Source organism: Streptococcus sp. 27098_8_51, from assembly GCF_041432205.1.
Lineage (GTDB): Bacteria > Bacillota > Bacilli > Lactobacillales > Streptococcaceae > Streptococcus.
Window position 1 is genome coordinate 1 of record NZ_JAPVZE010000003.1, and the last position, 18,255, is coordinate 18,255.

Below are 18,255 nucleotides of genomic sequence, written 5' to 3' on the forward strand. Positions count from 1 at the left end.
CCCAGTTGTAGAACGTGAAAATGCCAAGCGTGTACCAGAAGCATTCCGCAATGTAGCCAAGGCTTTGGGACTCCATGTGGAGGGGAAAACAGACCAAGAATGCGCTGACTATGCTATCGCTGAGATTGAGAAACTTTCTGAAACTGTTGGTATTCCGAAGAAACTCACTGAACTCGGTATCCAAGAAAAAGACTTTGACTTTGACTACCTTTCTAAGAATGCTTTGATTGATGCATGTGCGCCAGGCAATCCATTTATGCCAACTTTAGAAGAAACCATTGCTCTCTACAAAGAACTCTTCTAAAAATCAAGTAGAGTAGACGGGACTTGTTCCTCAAAATATAAATAATATTGGAAAGAACTATCATTTTGGTAGTTCTTTTTTTAAAAATTTGCTATCCTAGACATATGAGAAAAATCAAAATTGATGTGGTTGTAGTTCCCTTGAGTGGGCATCTCTTCCCAACACTGAATTTACTTGCCCCCTTGTTGAAGGATCCCTTGTATGAGATTCGATTATTTACAGGACCGCAACGAAAAACTGTAGCAGAGGAGATGGGATTCCGGGTGATTCCCATTTTAGAAAATTCTGTAGATGAGTTTGAGCGTGTAGCCAACAATGAAGGTCAATTAAACCTGTTTTCTGCTTATCGACAGTTGTCAGCTAGTCTTGATTTGATCAATGTGGTTTCAGATCAATTAGTGCAAGAGTGGCAGGAAAATAGACCGGATATTGTGATTGCGGACTTTATAACCCTCTCTGGAGGACTTGTTGCGGAACAGTTGAATATTCCCTGGATTACCACGATGGCGACACAGTTTGCCATTGAAACGACAGATGGACCGCCTTGTTTCTTTGGAGGAATGGGCAGTCCAAAAACATCTTTCCAATCTGGTCTGCAATGGCTAGGAAGAAAAGGGACTCGTTTAGGGAAACGAATCGTAAGCTTTTTATTGAGAGAACGATTGAAACGTTACGATTTTAGGCTCTACAATCAGAAAGGTCAGGAAACCATCTATTCACCCTATTCCATCTTGGGAATTGGGATGAAAGAGTTGGAGCTGAAAAGCGGTTTTCCAGAGCACTACCTTTGGGTGGGACCTTTTGGCTCTTCGATTGAGAGGGCAGAAAATTATCCACTCGATTTGTCTCCTTATGCAGGTTATAAGAAGGTCCTTGTCTCCTGTGGCACTCAGCTAGCATGGGCTAAAGACAATCTCCTCTATCAGACACAACAATTGGCAGAAGCACATCCAGATTGCCACTTCTTTGTAACTCTGGGGTTCGGCGGACAAGGTTTCCAATGTGAGGAGGTCATGGACAATGTTTCTGTGGTATCCTATCTTCCCTATAAGGAATACATTCCCCAGATGGACTATGTCATTCATCATGGCGGTGCGGGTATTTTTTACCAATGTATTATTTACGGCAAGCCTGCCTTGATTCTCCCCCATGACTATGATCAGTATGACTATGCAGTTCGTGGATTAGAGGCAGGGATTGCCTTGACTGCTAAACGAGAGGATACGGAAGCGATTGGACGTGCCTTTGATGAGTTGTTGGCTAGAGATGACTGGCCAGACTTGAACAGACTTAGTCGTGCAGCTCAAATCTATCAGCCAACAGAGATTCTGAAGAGCGAAATACATCGGCTCTTAGGGGACAAGGAGAAGTAAAAAATGAAGAAAGTATTGGTGACAGGTGCTACGGGCTTTCTAGGCAAGTATGTTGTTGAAGAGCTTAGTCAGCAGGGCTATCAGGTACGCGCTTTTGGACGCAATCGCAATGTGGGTCAGTCTTTAGAAAACTCCTCTGTGGCATTTTTTCAGGGAGATTTGACCAAGCAAGAGGACTTGGCTCGGGTTTGTCAGGGGATGGACATGGTTGTGCATGCGGGTGCTCTTTCTACCGTTTGGGGGCCTTGGGAGGATTTCTACCAGACAAATGTCTTAGGGACCAAGTATGTTCTGGATGCTTGCCGAGAGGCTGGTATTCTGCGTTTGGTTTATGTGTCCTCGCCTAGCATCTATGCTGCGCCTCGAGATCAGTTAGCTATCAAAGAAAGTGCTGCGCCTCAGGAAAATAATCTGAACAACTACATTCGTAGTAAGCTGGCTTCGGAGAAGCTGTTTAAGGACTATCCCGATGTTCCGAGTATTATCTTACGACCTCGTGGGCTTTTTGGGATTGGGGATACCAGTATTTTGCCCCGAGTTCTCAAACTCAGTCAGAAGATTGGCATTCCCTTGATAGGGGATGGTCGTCAGCTCATGGATATGACCTGTGTGGAAAATGTCGCTCTGGCAATTCGCTTGGCACTAGAGACCCCTCAAGCTAGTGGCGAAGTTTATAATATTACCAATGGGGAACCAAGAGCCTTTAAGGATTTGATAGAAGAAACCTTGAGAGGGTTGGGCTATCCAATAACATACAGAAAAGTGCCAGCTCCTCTTCTTTCAGTTATTGCCAGTAGTTTAGAGTTTCTGTATAAGGTATTAAAACTCAAAGGTGAACCGCCACTGACACGCTATACCTATTATCTGCTCCGTTATAGTCAGACGCTGGACATCAGCAAGGCGGAGCGAGACTTGGGTTATCGCCCTCAGATCAGTATTTCGGAAGGGATTGAACAATATGTCCAAGATTATCGAAAGCATTGATTATTTCCCAGCAGGCTATTGTACCAGCTACACAGGTTTGCTATTTAAGGGAGTTAAGAATCAAAAGATGACCTTTCCAGCAGGTGTTTTTCTTATCAAACACAGGGACAAGGGCTATCTCCTCTATGACACAGGCTATCATTACGATATTAAGACCCGGCTTCGCTATGGTTTCTATCGGCTAGGAACGCCCGTTCAAATGACGGAGAAGGACCAGATTTCACGTTTGCTGGAAGCGAAGGGAATCAAACCAGAAGAAATTAACTATGTTCTTCTATCACACCTACATCCAGATCATCTGGGAGGAGCTAGTTTCTTTCCTCGTGCAACCTTTATCTTGACAAAAGAAGTATATGAAGTCTACCAAAAACCCAAGTTGAAAGACCTGATTTTCAAGGAGTTTTTACCAGCTTCTTTTGAGAAAAATCTAACCATTATCAGAGCTGACCAGCAAGTTTCAACTTTTCCCTATCGTCCGATTTGTGATCTTTTCGGAGATGGCAGTATCCTAGTAGCCTCTGTTGACGGGCATGCTAGGGGGCAAGCCTGTCTATATTTTCCAGACCTTAATCTCCTCATTGCAGCGGACCTCTGTTGGGGAATTGACCTCTTACCTTACACCAAGCAGATGCACCTGATTCCTTCCTTGGTCCAGGATAATAGGGCCGACTATATCAGGGGGACAGAGTTTCTGGAGGAAGTCTTAAAGGCCGGTATTGAGGTAGTTGTTAGCCATGATCCTGTAGAAAGGATAGAGTCAATCCTACATGAAAAAAATAACCTTTCTTAAAACCTTTATCCAAACTCGTTGGCTTCATCATTTCAAATCTCGAGAAGCTGTAGAAAACTATCAGAAAAAGCAATTAACTAACTATATGGACTTTTTAAAGCGAGAGTCGCCCTACTTTAAAAATGGAGTTCCTAGCAACTTTGATCATATGGACAAGGCATTTATGATGGAACATTTCAATGAGCTCAACACCCAAGGAGTGGATCGTGATGAAGCCTTGAGCTTGGCTATTGAAAGTGAGAAGACCCGTGACTTCACTGAACTTAAAGGCGAAGTAGCCGTCGGTCTGTCTTCAGGGACGTCTGGACATCGGGGGCTCTTTATCACAACAGAGAAAGAGCGAAGTATGTGGGCTGCAGCTATCTTGGCAAAGATGTTGCCCAAGGGTCAGCTTTTTGGACACCGCATCGCCTTTTTCCTGAGAGCTGATAATGAACTCTATCAGACCATCAATACGGCGCTCATTCGTCTAGAGTATTTTGATATTTTCAAACATACAGATGAGCATATCGAGCGACTCAACAACTATCAACCAACGATTATTGTGGCGCCAGCCTCGATGTTGATTGAATTGAGCAAGCGTCTCAAGGATGGAGAGTTAGCTATTCACCCACAAAAAATCGTTTCGGTGGCGGAAATCTTGGAAGATAGTGATAGGGGACGGATCGCAGAAGCCTTTTCACTATCCATCATTGACCAAGTTTATCAGGCGACAGAAGGTTTCCTAGCCTGCACTTGCTCAGCTGGAAATCTACATCTCAACGAAGACATTATCTTTGTGGAAAAGCAGTATCTAGATGACCGCCGTTTTTATCCAGTGATTACGGACTTTAAGCGAAGTAGTCAGCCTGTTTATCGCTACCAGCTCAATGATATCTTGGTTGAAAATCCGGAGCCTTGTCCCTGTGGCTCCTACTATACACGGATTGACAAGGTCGAAGGACGCTCTGATGATATCTTCTACTTTGAAGGGCAGAATGGGGGACAGGTAACCATCTATCCAGACTTTATCAGGCGTTGCATCCTCTTTGTGGAGAATGTAGGAGATTACCAAGTTAAGCAACATTCCGAGAAATTAGTGGAAGTTTGTTTAAGCCGACGAGATGAGGACGTAGAGACAGCAATTTTAGCACAGTTCCAACTCTTGGCCCAGCAAAAAGAGTTCATAGTTCCTCAAATCCAATTTTCAGATTATCACTGGGATACTAGCCGTAAACTCAAACGAATCCAACGTTTATGAAAGGATAAAAGACAATGACAGAAGTAAAAAGACATGTAGAAATCGCAGGTTATGGTGTTTGCCTTCCCAAGCATACCGTCCAATTCAAAGACCAGACCCGTTATCGTGTAGTTGAAAATGAAGAAACGCAACTCGACTTGGCAGAGGTAGCGATTCAGCGTGCGCTTGAACATGCAAATTTAGATATTAAAGATATCGATTGCCTTGTATCAGCTAGTGCAGTTGGAGTTCAGCCTATTCCTTGTACTGCTGCCTTGATTCATGAGCGCGTGGCAAAAGGACTCTCTATTCCAGCTATGGATATCAATACGACCTGTACCAGCTTTATTTCTGCTCTATCGACTATGTCCCACTTGATCGAGGCGGGCGAATACAATCGTGTCTTGATTGTGTCTAGTGAGGTTGGTAGTTTAGGGCTCAATCCCAAGCAGAAAGAAAGTTTTGAACTCTTTAGTGATGGGGCAGCAGCCTTTATTTTCCAAAAAAGTCATCAGGAAAAAGGGGTCATTGCTAGTCTCCAACGTACTTGGTCAGAAGGGGCTCACGATACGGAGATTCGTGGAGGTCTGACTTCTTTTCAACCAAAAGAGTACTCTGAAGCGACGAAGACCAACTATATGTTTGACATGAAGGGGAAGAAAATCCTCCTCTTGTCTGCTCGTAAAATCCCAGTCATGTTTGAAGAGTTTCAAGAAAAAACACAGCTAGCCTTGGCAGACGTGGACTATATCATTCCTCACCAAGCAAGTCGTGCTCTTCCTTTGGTCATGGAAAAACTAGGTGTGGCTGAGGATCAGTACCTCAATCTCGTCACTGACTATGGAAATATGGTGTCAGTCTCTGTACCGTTTGGCTTGGCTTATTCTTTGGAGCATGGACTTATCAAGGAGGGAGATGTCGTCTACCTTATGGGGACTGCAGCTGGTATGACGGTCAATATGTTGGCTTTGAAATTGTAATAATCATCTAAACACGGAACGACTGGAACTTGAGCAAAGGTAAAAGGTTGCCATCTACCCCTGAACTGAGGTATACTAGTAGAAACATTAATTTATCAAGCAGTTAAGGAGAATGTTAGAAAAGGAAGGGGATGTATGACAGCTAGAAAAATGCAGCTACTCATGTCAAAATATGGTTTTAGTATTACCATCATGTTGGCAGAGTTGTTTATCGTCTTTGGTTTATTTCTCTATCTTGGGCAAATGGCTCCAATTGTCTGGATTATCCTAGTCATTTTAGTGAGCTTAGCGACTATTGTATCGATTGTTAATCGATCTATGAATCCTGAGAGTAAGGTAACATGGCTATTAGTAGCCTTTGTGCCAGTGTTTGGTCCCTTACTCTATATCATGTTTGGAGAGCGTCGTTTATCTAAAAAAGAAATGAAGCAGCTAAAGCAGCTCCAATCAATGGTTGATCGAGAGGACAATAGCAGAGCTCTCCGTTTGGAGTTAAAAGAGCAAGACAAGTCGGCTTATGGCGTTATCAAATCTCTCCTCAGCATGGACACGAATGCCGATGTCTATGATCGAACGGATACACGATTTTTTGCATCTGGTGAAAGCATGTGGCATCAGATGCTAGAGGATCTCAGGAAAGCGGAGAAATTTATCTTTCTTGAGTACTATATCATCGAAGAAGGCTTGATGTGGAACAGTATTTTAGAGATTTTGGAAGAAAAGGCTGCTCAAGGAGTAGAAGTTAAGCTCCTCTACGACGATATTGGATGTATGGCAACCTTGCCTGGGGATTATACCATCCAGCTTCGTAGCCGAGGGATTGAAGCCCATAAATTTAACAAGGTGATTCCACGCTTGACTGTTGCTTATAACAACCGTGATCACCGTAAAATCATGGTTATCGATGGGCAGATTGCCTATACAGGTGGTATCAATCTGGCTGATGAGTATATCAACCATATCGAACGCTTTGGTTATTGGAAGGATAGCGGTATTCGTCTGGATGGACCGGCAGTTAAAGCTTTTACCAGACTCTTTTTATCTGCCTGGTATATCAACCGTGGAGAGATTAGTGATTTTGACCAATACCATCTCGAAAATCAGCCCAAAGATGGGATGGGGCTCTGTATTCCCTATAGTAGTGGGCCAAAACCCATCTACAGAGCTCAAGTTGGAAAAACGGTTTACCAAAATCTTATCAATCAAGCTACAGATTACGTCTATATCACGACTCCCTATCTGATTGCTGACTACGATCTAACTGAAAGTATCAAAAATGCAGCTCTGAGAGGGGTAGATGTGCGAATTGTGACACCGTGTATCCCAGATAAGAAGGTTATTCAGTTAGTTACTCGAGGAGCCTATCCAGACTTGTTATCTGCGGGGGTTCGTATTTATGAGTACAGTCCGGGATTCCTTCATAGCAAGCAAATGCTTGTCGATGGAGAGGCAGCTACTGTGGGGACCATCAATTTTGACTATCGTAGCTTGCTCCACCACTATGAAAATGCCGTCTTACTTTATAGAACGCAGTCCATCATCGATATTGAAAGGGACTTCGAAGAGATTTTTAAAGTTTCTCAAGAAATTTATCCTCACACTATCAAAACCAGCTGGTATCAAAGCCTAATCAAGGAAATTGTCCAGTTGTTTGCACCTATGCTCTAACTATCCATCAAGATCTAGCCCAAGGCTGGATCTTATTTTTGTCTTCTTACGAATAGATAAGTAAAGGAGAAAACCATGCTTAATCTAGAAGATGATGATTTTATCAGAGAGTATAGAAACAGTCGATTCCACCGTTTTCGTGAAATCGAACGCTTTGCGCTATTGGATAAGAAATTCAGCAAATATCAATCCCAAGCTGACATTCCTGTAAGATTTTGATATACTAAAACAGATAAACTTAGAGGAGAAATTGAATGAACGTATACGGGAAAATAGATGAGAAACAAGAAGAATCTCATTACCAAGACTGGTCAGTGCCAGAAAAACGAGAAGGAGCTCCCATTCCCTTTTTTAGTATTTTGCTTTGGAGTTTAGTGGCCACAGCCATTTCGGTTGCCCTGCCTTTTATTTTTGGTTTAATCAGTCCGCAACAAACCCAGGATCTTTATACCGGTTGGGCCTTGCATCAAAATGGTCAAATGTATACAGATTATTTTGGGACGGAGGGATTGCTCTATTATGTGCTAACCTACCTTTTTCAAGGCAGTGTTTTGATTGCTTTGGTTGAGTGGTTGGCCTTGTTTGGAGCAGGTGTTTTCCTTTTTAAGGCTGCAGATACTCTTGTCGGCCAAGAAAAGGAAGCGAAGCGAGTTGTCTTTATTTTATACTTGCTTGTAGCGGGCCTCGCTTTTGGTGGCGGTTATGCTCTCTTGCTAGCCCTGCCTTTCCTATTTTATTCATTGAATATCGTTACAAATTATCTAGCTTTTCCAAAGGATGACAGAGGATTTGTACGAGTGGGTATGAGCCTTGCTCTCGCTTTCTTCTTTGCGCCAGTCCCAACAGCCTTGTTTGCGGCTGTACTGGCCTTGGGGATTATCGGCTTTAATCTAGGCAAAGGTCACTTTGTTCATGGCCTATATCAGTTCTTTGCGTCAGCCCTAGGATTTTCACTCTTATTCTATCCTTTAGGCTACTATACAGTGTGGACAGGTAGTTTTGGAGATGCCATTAGCCAGACCTTGTATCCGGTAAATACTCTTAGCCTCTTTTCAAATTCGCATTTGCTTGAAAATGCAGCCTTCTATGGCTTGCTTGCTATTGGATTAGGTTCCCTTGGCTTGCTCTTTGCAGGCTTGTTCCAGTCAAAACCAGCCAAGCAATATGCCTTATCGATTGCTGCTAGCTTGGGATTGTTGGTTTCTTTGGGAATCTTGATTCTCTCCAAAGAACCTATCAACGGTACTCGTCTTGTGGTGCTAATTCCTTTCTTGGTCTTGCTCCTTCTGACCGGAATCAAGGAAGATGTTTCGGATGGAGAGAGTCGTCGTAGAAGAAGACGTGAGAAACAAACTTCTTTCCTTAAAGGAAATTTCTATCTACCACTGATTGCCCTTGCCTACCTCATTGTTCTTCCTATCGTGAGTCGCTACCTTTCGCACCCAGCGACTTATCAGGAGAGAGACCGTCTTGCTAGCGTGGTCAAACAACAAACGAGTTCTGAGGATCGTGTCTATGCTTGGGATGATCGTCCTGACTTCTACCGTGCAAGTGAACGCTTGGCGCCGACTTCTCTATCAACTCCAACACTTTATACTGCAAGCGATGAAAATAAAACCAAACTGATGAATGACCTGAAAGAGAATCAACCGAAGATGATTGTGGTCAATCAAAAAGTTGCCTTGTGGTCAGATGTAGAGAGCTGGCTCAGTGAAAACTATGAGCTTGTTCAGACAGATACTAGCGAGTTCAAACTTTATAAATCAAAATAACAAAAAATCAATATCTTGTGGAATTTTAAAAATTTTATGATTTTTAACACAAGATATTGATTTTTATTTTTAGAGTGGTATAATACTGAATATAAACAATTCAACAATATTTAGAAAAGAGCATGGATATGATTGTATTAGAAGAAAAGCTTGCAACCGTTCCCACCTTGTTCGTTGAAAAACGAGATGGTAGACGTGTGGTGTTTGATGTAGACAAGATTGACAAGGCTCTCCACAAGGCGGCGGAAAAGGTTATGGACGTTACGCCTCTAGTAGAAAAACGCCTAAATGGTCTAGTTGAAAGAATCGTGATGGAAATTCACAGCCGCTTCCCTCAAGGTGTCAAGATTTACGAAATTCAAAATGTCGTAGAGCATGAACTCCTTGAAGCCAAAGAGTATGCGCTGGCTGAGGAGTATATCACTTATCGGACACAAAGGGATTTTGAGCGCTCAAAAGCGACAGATATCAACTTTAGTATCCATAAACTGCTCAATAAAGATCAAGCAGTTGTCAATGAAAATGCCAATAAAGACAGTGATGTCTTTAATACTCAGCGTGATTTGACAGCAGGGATTGTTGGGAAATCAATCGGGCTGCAAATGCTTCCTAAGCACGTAGCTAATGCTCACCAAAAAGGGGATATCCACTATCATGACTTGGACTACAGCCCCTACACTCCGATGACCAACTGCTGTTTGATTGATTTTAAAGGCATGTTGGAAAATGGTTTTAAGATTGGAAATGCAGAGGTAGAGAGTCCCAAGTCTATCCAGACTGCGACAGCTCAAATTTCACAAATCATCGCCAACGTTGCTTCTAGCCAGTACGGGGGCTGCTCAGCTGACCGTATTGATGAAGTCTTGGCGCCTTATGCAGAGAAGAATTACCAAAAGCACCTCAAGGATGCGGAAGAGTGGGTCTTGCCCGAGAAACGTGAAGATTACGCTTGGAAGAAAACCCAAAAGGACATCTACGATGCCATGCAATCTCTTGAGTATGAAATCAACACTCTCTTCACTTCAAATGGACAAACACCTTTTACTTCGCTCGGTTTTGGTCTAGGAACTAGTCGTTTTGAACGGGAAATTCAAAAAGCTATCTTGACCATTCGTATCAAGGGGCTTGGTTCAGAACACCGCACAGCCATCTTCCCTAAACTCATCTTTACGCTTAAAAGAGGACTTAACTTAGAGGAAGGTTCACCTAACTACGACATCAAACAGTTGGCCCTCGAGTGTGCAACCAAGCGGATGTACCCAGATGTTTTGTCCTATGATAAGATTATCGAACTGACTGGTTCTTTCAAGGTTCCTATGGGTTGTCGCTCCTTCCTCCAAGGATGGAAAGATGAGAATGGTGTCGAGGTCAATTCAGGTCGGATGAATCTAGGTGTTGTGACGGTCAATTTGCCTCGTATCGCCCTCGAGTCTGAAGGGGATCTGAATAAGTTTTGGGAAATCTTCAACGAACGTATGAACATCGCAGAAGATGCTCTGGTTTACCGTGTTGAACGGACCAAGGAAGCAACACCAGCGAATGCCCCTATCCTCTATCAGTACGGAGCCTTCGGTCGCCGTCTCGGAAAAGAAGAAAGTGTTGATCAGCTCTTTAAGAATCGCCGTGCGACAGTTTCGCTGGGCTACATCGGTTTGTATGAAGTGGCGACGGTCTTCTTTGGTAATAGCTGGGAAAGCAATCCTGAAGCCAAGGAATTCACGCTTGACATCATTCGTGATATGAAACGACGTGTGGAAGAGTGGTCAGATCAATATGATTACCATTTCTCTATCTACTCAACACCATCCGAAAGTTTGACGGACCGTTTTTGTCGTTTGGATACAGAGAAGTTCGGCTCTATTCCTGACATCACGGATAAGGAATACTACACCAACTCGTTCCACTACGATGTCCGGAAAAATCCAACACCGTTTGAAAAATTAGACTTTGAGAAAGTTTATCCAGAAGCAGGTGCGTCAGGTGGTTTCATCCATTATTGTGAGTATCCAGTTCTTCAACAAAATCCTAAAGCCTTGGAAGCTGTTTGGGACTATGCCTATGACCGTGTCGGTTATCTAGGGACCAATACTCCGATTGATCGTTGCTACAAGTGCGACTTTGAAGGGGATTTTGAACCAACTGAGAGAGGATTTGCTTGTCCCAACTGTGGCAATAGCGACCCTAAAACAGTAGATGTGGTCAAACGTACGTGTGGTTATCTGGGAAATCCTCAAGCACGTCCGATGGTTAACGGACGCCACAAGGAAATCGCTGCGCGTGTCAAACACATGAACGGTTCAACTATTAAAACAGCAGGACATGAAGTAACAAATTAGAAGGAAATGGAATGGGGAAATACCAATTAGACGATAAGGGACGCGCACAAGTGACCCGTTATCACGAGAAACACTCGAAAGGTGGAACAGGTAAAAAAGAACGCTTGCTCAACCTCAGAGAACAGTTTTTAAACAAAAACAAGAAAAAATAAAAGTGAGAGTTCGCTCTCGCTTTTCTCTTAGCGGGAGGTAAGGATGGAATTACGTAGACCAAGATTAGCAGATAAAGAAACAGTTTTAGAGATGATGGCAGAGTTTGAACAACCACAGTCCCCTCATGATGGTGGGTTTTGGAACGCCAACAATTTTGTTTATGAAGAGTGGCTAGAAGAAAATCTTCAAGCGGAAGCGGGACTCAATATTCCTGAAAACTGGGTTCCTGCTATCCAGCTGGTTAGTTTTGACGTAGCAGGCCAGGCTCTTGGCTTTCTCAACCTTCGTCTCCGATTAAATGACTACTTACTAGAAAATGGGGGCCATATTGGCTACTCCATCCGCCCCTCTGAAAGAGGTAAGGGTTATGCCAAAGAAGCCCTCAGACAAGGCCTGCAAGTTGCCAAGGAGAAGAACATCAAAAAAGCACTTGTGACCTGTAGTACGGAAAATCCTGCTAGTAGGGCGGTGATTGTGGCAAACGGCGGGGTGTTTGAGGATGTTCGCAATGGCGTAGAACGTTACTGGATAGATTTGGAGTAAAAGGATGACATGGAATACACCAAAACCAGGTGAATGGAAAAGTGAGGAACTTAGCAAAGGGCGGATCATTGATTATAAGGCCTTTAACTTTGTCGATGGAGAAGGTGTGCGCAACTCTCTCTATGTATCAGGTTGCATGTTTCACTGCGAGGGGTGCTATAATGTTGCGACTTGGTCTTTCAACGCAGGCATTCCCTATACGGCAAAATTAGAAGAACAAATCATGGAAGACCTTGCCCAACCCTATGTTCAAGGTTTGACCTTGCTAGGAGGAGAACCATTTCTCAATACAGGTATCCTCTTGCCGCTCGTTAAGCGCATTCGAAAGGAATTGCCAGACAAAGACATCTGGTCCTGGACGGGCTACACTTGGGAAGAAATGATGCTGGAGACTCCAGATAAACTGGAACTCTTATCATTGATTGACATCCTTGTCGATGGACGGTATGATAAAAGCAAACGCAATCTTATGCTCCAGTTTAGAGGTTCGTCCAATCAACGGATTATCGATGTGCAAAAATCCCTCAAAAGTGGGCAAGTGGTGATTTGGGACAAGCTTAATGACGGAAAAGAAAGCTATGAACAGGTGAAGAGAGAATGAAGAAAAAAGACCTGATAGAACAACTGGTTTCAGAGATCGAAACGGGAAGAATTAGGACGCTAGGGATCTACGGTCATGGGGCTTCGGGCAAGTCAACCTTCGCTCAGGAATTACATCAAGCTCTAGATTCTACTACAGTAAATTTACTAGAAACAGATCCTTATATCACCTCAGAACGTCACCTGGTAGTACCAAAGCAAGCGCCAGATCAAAAGGTGACGGCTTGTCTGCCAGTGGCGCATGAACTAGCAAGTTTACAGAGAGATATTCTCGCCTTGCAGGCAGGCATGGACATCTTGACGATTGATGAATCTTGGAAGGCTAGCGAGGTCTTGTCTGGAGGAAAGCCAATTCTTATTGTTGAAGGGATGTCCGTGGGTTTTCTTCCCAAGGAATTCTTTGACAAAACCATCTGTTTCTACACGGATGAGGAGACCGAATTAAAGAGGCGCTTAACTCGAGATACGACTATGAGAAATCGCGATGCATCTTTTGTATTAGCTAGCCATCAGATGAGACGGGAGCAGTATCTGCGATACTATAGAGAAACCGAGTCTAAAGCGGACATTTTAGTAGATCAATCAGAAGATACATTCAAGGTCAAAATGACACACATTATATATAGAAGAAAAGACGGTTTTTTATAGATATAAATCCTCAATCTTGGAAAAATGAAAAGAGAAAACAGTTTCAACCTAAAAAAACGAAAAAAAGCTCACAAATCCCTTGCAATCGCAGGGGCTTTGTGTTATTCTATTATGGTGCTGTAAATTACAGCCTTAGCTTTGATGCAAGAGGTTGCGACACGCTCGGTTGCATTGCCACGCAACGCGCGTCGGTTTTCTTGTGGAGCTAGCCTATTATCTTAAATAGACGAAAAGGAGAAAAAGATGGCAAACAAAAAAATCCGTATCCGTTTGAAAGCTTACGAACACCGTACGCTTGATACAGCGGCTGCAAAAATCGTAGAATCAGCTACTCGTACAGGTGCACAAGTTGCGGGTCCAATCCCACTTCCAACTGAACGTAGCCTCTACACAATCATTCGTGCGACTCACAAATACAAAGACTCTCGCGAACAATTTGAAATGCGTACACACAAACGTTTGATCGATATCGTTAACCCAACTCAAAAAACAGTTGATGCGTTGATGAAATTGGATCTTCCAAGTGGTGTAAACGTAGAAATCAAACTTTAATCTAAAGCTTGATACCTTGAGCATAAAAAACGCTCGTTAAAAACTTTTTGAATAAAAAATATAGAAAAGGAACTATTTTCTCATGACAAAAGGAATCTTAGGGAAAAAAGTGGGAATGACTCAAATCTTCACTGAAGCTGGCGAATTGATCCCTGTAACAGTTATTGAAGCAACTCCAAACGTTGTTCTTCAAGTTAAAACTGTTGAAACAGACGGATACAACGCTATCCAAGTTGGTTTCGATGACAAACGCGAAGTATTGAGCAACAAACCTGCTAAAGGACATGTAGCGAAAGCTAACACGGCTCCTAAGCGCTTCATTCGTGAATTCAAAAACGTTGAAGGCTTGGAAGTTGGTGCTGAAATCACAGTTGAAACATTCGCAGCTGGAGACGTTGTTGACGTAACTGGTACTTCTAAAGGTAAAGGTTTCCAAGGTGTTATCAAACGCCACGGACAATCACGTGGACCAATGGCTCACGGTTCTCGTTACCACCGTCGTCCAGGTTCTATGGGACCTGTTGCACCTAACCGCGTATTCAAAGGTAAAAACCTTGCAGGACGTATGGGTGGCGACCGCGTAACAATTCAAAACCTTGAAGTTGTACAAGTTGTTCCAGAAAAGAACGTTATCCTTATCAAAGGTAACGTACCAGGTGCTAAGAAATCTCTTATCACTATCAAATCAGCAGTTAAAGCTGGTAAATAATAAAGAAAGGGGAAATCAGTCACAATGGCAAACGTAACATTATTTGACCAAACTGGTAAAGAAGCTGGCCAAGTTGTTCTTAACGATGCAGTATTTGGTATCGAACCAAATGAATCAGTTGTGTTTGATGTGATCATCAGCCAACGCGCAAGCCTTCGTCAAGGAACACACGCTGTTAAAAACCGCTCTGCAGTATCAGGTGGTGGACGCAAACCATGGCGTCAAAAAGGAACTGGACGTGCTCGTCAAGGTTCTATCCGCTCACCACAATGGCGTGGTGGTGGTGTTGTCTTCGGACCAACTCCACGTTCATACGGCTACAAACTTCCACAAAAAGTTCGTCGCCTAGCTCTTAAATCAGTTTACTCTGAAAAAGTTGCTGAAAACAAATTCGTAGCTGTAGACGCTCTTTCATTTACAGCTCCAAAAACTGCTGAATTTGCAAAAGTTCTTGCAGCATTGAGCATCGATTCAAAAGTTCTTGTTATCCTTGAAGAAGGAAATGAATTCGCAGCTCTTTCAGCTCGTAACCTTCCAAATGTGAAAGTTGCAACTGCTACAACTGCAAGTGTTCTTGACATCGCAAATAGCGACAAACTTCTTGTCACACAAGCAGCTATCTCTAAAATCGAGGAGGTTCTTGCATAATGAATTTGTATGATGTTATCAAAAAACCTGTTATCACTGAAAGCTCAATGGCTCAACTTGAAGCAGGAAAATATGTATTTGAAGTTGACACTCGTGCACACAAACTTTTGATCAAGCAAGCTGTTGAAGCTGCTTTCGAAGGTGTTAAAGTTGCCAACGTTAACACAATCAACGTAAAACCAAAAGCGAAACGTGTTGGACGTTACACTGGTTTTACTAACAAAACTAAAAAAGCTATCATCACACTTACAGCTGATTCAAAAGCAATCGAGTTGTTCGCTGCTGAAGCTGAATAATCTAAGGAGGAAATATCGTGGGAATTCGTGTTTATAAACCAACAACAAACGGTCGCCGTAATATGACTTCTTTGGATTTCGCTGAAATCACAACAAGCACTCCTGAAAAATCATTGCTTGTTGCATTGAAGAGCAAGGCTGGTCGTAACAACAACGGTCGTATCACAGTTCGTCACCAAGGTGGTGGACACAAACGTTTCTACCGTTTGGTTGACTTCAAACGTAACAAAGACAACGTTGAAGCAGTTGTTAAAACTATCGAGTACGATCCAAACCGTTCTGCAAACATCGCTCTTGTACACTACACTGACGGTGTGAAAGCATACATCATCGCTCCAAAAGGTCTTGAAGTAGGTCAACGTATTGTTTCAGGTCCAGAAGCAGATATCAAAGTCGGAAACGCTCTTCCACTTGCTAACATCCCAGTTGGTACTTTGATCCACAACATCGAGTTGAAACCAGGTCGTGGTGGAGAATTGGTACGTGCTGCTGGTGCTTCTGCTCAAGTATTGGGTCAAGAAGGTAAATACGTTCTTGTTCGTCTTCAATCTGGCGAAGTTCGTATGATTCTTGGAACTTGTCGTGCAACAGTTGGTGTTGTCGGAAACGAACAACATGGACTTGTAAACCTTGGTAAAGCAGGACGTAGCCGTTGGAAAGGTATCCGCCCAACAGTTCGTGGTTCTGTAATGAACCCTAACGATCACCCACACGGTGGTGGTGAAGGTAAAGCACCAGTTGGTCGTAAAGCGCCATCTACTCCATGGGGCAAACCTGCTCTTGGTCTTAAAACTCGTAACAAGAAAGCGAAATCTGACAAACTTATCGTTCGTCGTCGCAACGAGAAATAATAGTAAACTAGTCGCCTAAGCAACTAGGAAATCCGCCAGCTCGGTAGCGCTCCATGTGAGCGCAAGCCGCTGTGGTACAACATTTAAAGGAGAAAAAATAAAAATGGGACGCAGTCTTAAAAAAGGACCTTTCGTCGATGAGCATTTGATGAAAAAAGTTGAAGCTCAAGCTAACGACGAAAAGAAAAAAGTTATCAAAACTTGGTCACGTCGTTCAACGATCTTCCCAAGTTTCATTGGTTACACTATTGCAGTTTATGACGGACGTAAACACGTACCTGTTTACATCCAAGAAGACATGGTAGGTCACAAACTTGGTGAATTTGCACCAACTCGTACTTACAAGGGTCACGCTGCAGACGACAAGAAAACACGTAGAAAATAAGGAGAACATAAATGGCAGAAATTACTTCAGCTAAAGCAATGGCTCGTACAGTACGTGTTTCACCTCGTAAATCACGTCTTGTTCTTGACAACATCCGTGGTAAAAGCGTAGCCGATGCTATTGCAATCTTGACATTCACACCAAACAAAGCTGCTGAAATCATCTTGAAAGTTTTGAATTCAGCTGTAGCTAACGCTGAAAACAACTTTGGTTTGGACAAAGCTAACTTGGTAGTATCTGAAGCATTCGCAAACGAAGGACCAACTATGAAACGTTTCCGTCCACGTGCGAAAGGTTCAGCTTCACCAATCAACAAACGTACAGCTCACATCACTGTGGCTGTTGCAGAAAAATAAGGAGGTAACATCGTGGGTCAAAAAGTACATCCAATTGGTATGCGTGTCGGCATCATCCGTGATTGGGATGCCAAATGGTATGCTGAAAAAGAATACGCGGATTACCTTCATGAAGATCTTGCAATCCGTAAATTCGTTCAAAAAGAACTTGCTGACGCAGCAGTTTCAACTATCGAAATTGAACGCGCAGTAAACAAAGTTAACGTTTCACTTCACACTGCTAAACCAGGTATGGTTATCGGTAAAGGTGGTGCTAACGTTGATGCACTCCGTGCAAAACTTAACAAATTGACTGGAAAACAAGTACACATCAACATCATCGAAATCAAACAACCTGATTTGGATGCTCACCTTGTAGGTGAAGGAATTGCTCGTCAATTGGAGCAACGTGTTGCTTTCCGTCGTGCACAAAAACAAGCAATCCAACGTGCAATGCGTGCTGGAGCTAAAGGAATCAAAACTCAAGTATCAGGTCGTTTGAACGGTGCAGATATCGCCCGTGCTGAAGGATACTCTGAAGGAACTGTTCCACTTCACACACTTCGTGCAGATATCGATTACGCTTGGGAAGAAGCAGATACTACATACGGTAAACTTGGTGTTAAAGTATGGATCTACCGTGGTGAAGTTCTTCCAGCTCGTAAAAACACTAAAGGAGGTAAATAACCAATGTTAGTACCTAAACGTGTTAAACACCGTCGTGAATTCCGTGGAAAAATGCGCGGTGAAGCAAAAGGTGGAAAAGAAGTAGCATTCGGTGAATACGGTCTTCAAGCTACAACTAGCCACTGGATCACTAACCGCCAAATCGAAGCTGCTCGTATCGCCATGACTCGTTACATGAAACGTGGTGGTAAAGTTTGGATTAAAATCTTCCCACACAAATCATACACTGCTAAAGCTATCGGTGTGCGTATGGGATCTGGTAAAGGGGCACCTGAAGGTTGGGTAGCACCAGTTAAACGTGGTAAAGTGATGTTTGAAATCGCTGGTGTATCTGAAGAAATCGCTCGCGAAGCGCTTCGTCTTGCAAGCCACAAATTGCCAGTTAAATGTAAATTCGTAAAACGTGAAGCAGAATAAGGAGA

At 43.1% G+C, this 18,255-nt stretch carries 23 protein-coding genes; all 23 read left to right on the forward strand.

The features are described from left to right. A partial coding sequence (locus tag O3622_RS03255; protein WP_371607015.1) for an iron-containing alcohol dehydrogenase occupies nucleotides 1-304 on the forward strand: 304 nt, incomplete at its 5' end. Nucleotides 305-408: 104 nt separating this feature from the next. Continuing rightward, entirely contained in the window at nucleotides 409-1,677 is a 1,269-nt protein-coding gene (locus O3622_RS03260) for a glycosyltransferase (RefSeq protein WP_371607016.1), read from the forward strand. Between the two features lie 3 nt (nucleotides 1,678-1,680). Next, complete coding sequence (locus tag O3622_RS03265; protein WP_371607017.1) at nucleotides 1,681-2,661, forward strand: NAD-dependent epimerase/dehydratase family protein; 981 nt, start codon at nucleotides 1,681-1,683, stop codon at nucleotides 2,659-2,661. After that, nucleotides 2,636-3,451 carry an MBL fold metallo-hydrolase gene (locus tag O3622_RS03270; protein ID WP_000034634.1) on the forward strand — a complete coding sequence of 272 codons (816 nt, stop codon included), beginning with the start codon at nucleotides 2,636-2,638 and terminating at the stop codon, nucleotides 3,449-3,451. The genes O3622_RS03265 and O3622_RS03270 overlap by 26 nt, the downstream gene beginning before the upstream one ends. Next, a complete protein-coding gene (locus tag O3622_RS03275; protein ID WP_049519225.1) occupies nucleotides 3,429-4,691 on the forward strand; it encodes a F390 synthetase-related protein in 1,263 nt (420 codons plus the stop codon). Before O3622_RS03270 ends, O3622_RS03275 begins: the two co-directional genes overlap by 23 nt. 14 nt (nucleotides 4,692-4,705) lie before the next feature. Then, entirely contained in the window at nucleotides 4,706-5,650 is a 945-nt protein-coding gene (locus tag O3622_RS03280; protein WP_000141197.1) for a 3-oxoacyl-[acyl-carrier-protein] synthase III C-terminal domain-containing protein, read from the forward strand. A 135-nt stretch (nucleotides 5,651-5,785) separates the two neighbouring features. Continuing rightward, complete coding sequence (gene cls / locus O3622_RS03285; RefSeq protein ID WP_371607018.1) at nucleotides 5,786-7,318, forward strand: cardiolipin synthase; 1,533 nt, start codon at nucleotides 5,786-5,788, stop codon at nucleotides 7,316-7,318. A 75-nt stretch (nucleotides 7,319-7,393) separates the two neighbouring features. After that, nucleotides 7,394-7,537, forward strand: a complete 144-nt coding sequence (locus O3622_RS03290) for a hypothetical protein (RefSeq protein WP_000933184.1) — start codon at nucleotides 7,394-7,396, stop codon at nucleotides 7,535-7,537. A gap of 35 nt (nucleotides 7,538-7,572) precedes the next feature. Then, complete coding sequence (locus O3622_RS03295; protein ID WP_049519222.1) at nucleotides 7,573-9,090, forward strand: hypothetical protein; 1,518 nt, start codon at nucleotides 7,573-7,575, stop codon at nucleotides 9,088-9,090. Between the two features lie 128 nt (nucleotides 9,091-9,218). After that, nucleotides 9,219-11,426, forward strand: coding sequence for an anaerobic ribonucleoside-triphosphate reductase (gene nrdD, locus O3622_RS03300; protein WP_371607019.1), 2,208 nt, complete (start codon nucleotides 9,219-9,221; stop codon nucleotides 11,424-11,426). Nucleotides 11,427-11,437: 11 nt separating this feature from the next. After that, entirely contained in the window at nucleotides 11,438-11,578 is a 141-nt protein-coding gene (locus tag O3622_RS03305) for a hypothetical protein (protein WP_000521625.1), read from the forward strand. Nucleotides 11,579-11,621: 43 nt separating this feature from the next. Then, nucleotides 11,622-12,122, forward strand: a complete 501-nt coding sequence (locus tag O3622_RS03310) for a GNAT family N-acetyltransferase (RefSeq protein WP_371607021.1) — start codon at nucleotides 11,622-11,624, stop codon at nucleotides 12,120-12,122. 4 nt (nucleotides 12,123-12,126) lie between these two features. Beyond that, the gene (nrdG, locus tag O3622_RS03315) at nucleotides 12,127-12,723 is read left to right on the forward strand and encodes an anaerobic ribonucleoside-triphosphate reductase activating protein (RefSeq protein ID WP_000220162.1); all 597 of its coding nucleotides are present in this window, start codon (nucleotides 12,127-12,129) and stop codon (nucleotides 12,721-12,723) included. Beyond that, a complete protein-coding gene (locus tag O3622_RS03320; protein ID WP_268703186.1) occupies nucleotides 12,720-13,370 on the forward strand; it encodes a uridine kinase in 651 nt (216 codons plus the stop codon). The genes nrdG and O3622_RS03320 overlap by 4 nt, the downstream gene beginning before the upstream one ends. A gap of 243 nt (nucleotides 13,371-13,613) precedes the next feature. Continuing rightward, on the forward strand, nucleotides 13,614-13,922 hold the full coding sequence (gene rpsJ / locus O3622_RS03325; RefSeq protein ID WP_001284513.1) for a 30S ribosomal protein S10: 309 nt from the start codon (nucleotides 13,614-13,616) through the stop codon (nucleotides 13,920-13,922). A gap of 82 nt (nucleotides 13,923-14,004) precedes the next feature. Next, nucleotides 14,005-14,631 (forward strand): 50S ribosomal protein L3, encoded by a 627-nt coding sequence (rplC, locus tag O3622_RS03330; RefSeq protein ID WP_000160197.1) that lies wholly within the window; start codon nucleotides 14,005-14,007, stop codon nucleotides 14,629-14,631. A 24-nt stretch (nucleotides 14,632-14,655) separates the two neighbouring features. After that, nucleotides 14,656-15,279: a 50S ribosomal protein L4 gene (rplD, locus tag O3622_RS03335; protein WP_000024537.1), complete on the forward strand. Its 624-nt coding sequence runs from the start codon at nucleotides 14,656-14,658 to the stop codon at nucleotides 15,277-15,279. After that, nucleotides 15,279-15,575 carry a 50S ribosomal protein L23 gene (locus O3622_RS03340; protein WP_001055347.1) on the forward strand — a complete coding sequence of 99 codons (297 nt, stop codon included), beginning with the start codon at nucleotides 15,279-15,281 and terminating at the stop codon, nucleotides 15,573-15,575. The genes rplD and O3622_RS03340 overlap by 1 nt, the downstream gene beginning before the upstream one ends. A gap of 17 nt (nucleotides 15,576-15,592) precedes the next feature. Beyond that, entirely contained in the window at nucleotides 15,593-16,426 is an 834-nt protein-coding gene (gene rplB / locus O3622_RS03345; RefSeq protein ID WP_000512910.1) for a 50S ribosomal protein L2, read from the forward strand. Between the two features lie 103 nt (nucleotides 16,427-16,529). Continuing rightward, nucleotides 16,530-16,811, forward strand: coding sequence for a 30S ribosomal protein S19 (rpsS, locus tag O3622_RS03350; RefSeq protein ID WP_000533766.1), 282 nt, complete (start codon nucleotides 16,530-16,532; stop codon nucleotides 16,809-16,811). Nucleotides 16,812-16,822: 11 nt separating this feature from the next. Beyond that, on the forward strand, nucleotides 16,823-17,167 hold the full coding sequence (gene rplV, locus O3622_RS03355) for a 50S ribosomal protein L22 (RefSeq protein WP_000818137.1): 345 nt from the start codon (nucleotides 16,823-16,825) through the stop codon (nucleotides 17,165-17,167). Nucleotides 17,168-17,179: 12 nt separating this feature from the next. Continuing rightward, nucleotides 17,180-17,833 carry a 30S ribosomal protein S3 gene (gene rpsC, locus O3622_RS03360; RefSeq protein ID WP_000529936.1) on the forward strand — a complete coding sequence of 218 codons (654 nt, stop codon included), beginning with the start codon at nucleotides 17,180-17,182 and terminating at the stop codon, nucleotides 17,831-17,833. A gap of 3 nt (nucleotides 17,834-17,836) precedes the next feature. After that, a complete protein-coding gene (rplP, locus tag O3622_RS03365) occupies nucleotides 17,837-18,250 on the forward strand; it encodes a 50S ribosomal protein L16 (protein ID WP_000960946.1) in 414 nt (137 codons plus the stop codon). Nucleotides 18,251-18,255: the final 5 nt, after the last annotated feature.

Excerpts from the sequence above, each read along its gene's own strand:
- O3622_RS03260 (WP_371607016.1), top strand. The coding sequence starts at position 409 with ATGAGAAAAATCAAAATTGATGTGGTTGTAGTTCCCTTGAGTGGGCAT.
- O3622_RS03265 (WP_371607017.1), top strand. The coding sequence starts at position 1,681 with ATGAAGAAAGTATTGGTGACAGGTGCTACGGGCTTTCTAGGCAAGTAT.
- O3622_RS03270 (WP_000034634.1), top strand. The coding sequence starts at position 2,636 with ATGTCCAAGATTATCGAAAGCATTGATTATTTCCCAGCAGGCTATTGT.
- O3622_RS03275 (WP_049519225.1), top strand. The coding sequence starts at position 3,429 with ATGAAAAAAATAACCTTTCTTAAAACCTTTATCCAAACTCGTTGGCTT.
- O3622_RS03280 (WP_000141197.1), top strand. The coding sequence starts at position 4,706 with ATGACAGAAGTAAAAAGACATGTAGAAATCGCAGGTTATGGTGTTTGC.
- cls (WP_371607018.1), top strand. The coding sequence starts at position 5,786 with ATGACAGCTAGAAAAATGCAGCTACTCATGTCAAAATATGGTTTTAGT.
- O3622_RS03290 (WP_000933184.1), top strand. The coding sequence starts at position 7,394 with ATGCTTAATCTAGAAGATGATGATTTTATCAGAGAGTATAGAAACAGT.
- O3622_RS03295 (WP_049519222.1), top strand. The coding sequence starts at position 7,573 with ATGAACGTATACGGGAAAATAGATGAGAAACAAGAAGAATCTCATTAC.
- nrdD (WP_371607019.1), top strand. The coding sequence starts at position 9,219 with ATGATTGTATTAGAAGAAAAGCTTGCAACCGTTCCCACCTTGTTCGTT.
- O3622_RS03305 (WP_000521625.1), top strand. The coding sequence starts at position 11,438 with ATGGGGAAATACCAATTAGACGATAAGGGACGCGCACAAGTGACCCGT.
- O3622_RS03310 (WP_371607021.1), top strand. The coding sequence starts at position 11,622 with ATGGAATTACGTAGACCAAGATTAGCAGATAAAGAAACAGTTTTAGAG.
- nrdG (WP_000220162.1), top strand. The coding sequence starts at position 12,127 with ATGACATGGAATACACCAAAACCAGGTGAATGGAAAAGTGAGGAACTT.
- O3622_RS03320 (WP_268703186.1), top strand. The coding sequence starts at position 12,720 with ATGAAGAAAAAAGACCTGATAGAACAACTGGTTTCAGAGATCGAAACG.
- rpsJ (WP_001284513.1), top strand. The coding sequence starts at position 13,614 with ATGGCAAACAAAAAAATCCGTATCCGTTTGAAAGCTTACGAACACCGT.
- rplC (WP_000160197.1), top strand. The coding sequence starts at position 14,005 with ATGACAAAAGGAATCTTAGGGAAAAAAGTGGGAATGACTCAAATCTTC.
- rplD (WP_000024537.1), top strand. The coding sequence starts at position 14,656 with ATGGCAAACGTAACATTATTTGACCAAACTGGTAAAGAAGCTGGCCAA.
- O3622_RS03340 (WP_001055347.1), top strand. The coding sequence starts at position 15,279 with ATGAATTTGTATGATGTTATCAAAAAACCTGTTATCACTGAAAGCTCA.
- rpsS (WP_000533766.1), top strand. The coding sequence starts at position 16,530 with ATGGGACGCAGTCTTAAAAAAGGACCTTTCGTCGATGAGCATTTGATG.
- rplV (WP_000818137.1), top strand. The coding sequence starts at position 16,823 with ATGGCAGAAATTACTTCAGCTAAAGCAATGGCTCGTACAGTACGTGTT.
- rplP (WP_000960946.1), top strand. The coding sequence starts at position 17,837 with ATGTTAGTACCTAAACGTGTTAAACACCGTCGTGAATTCCGTGGAAAA.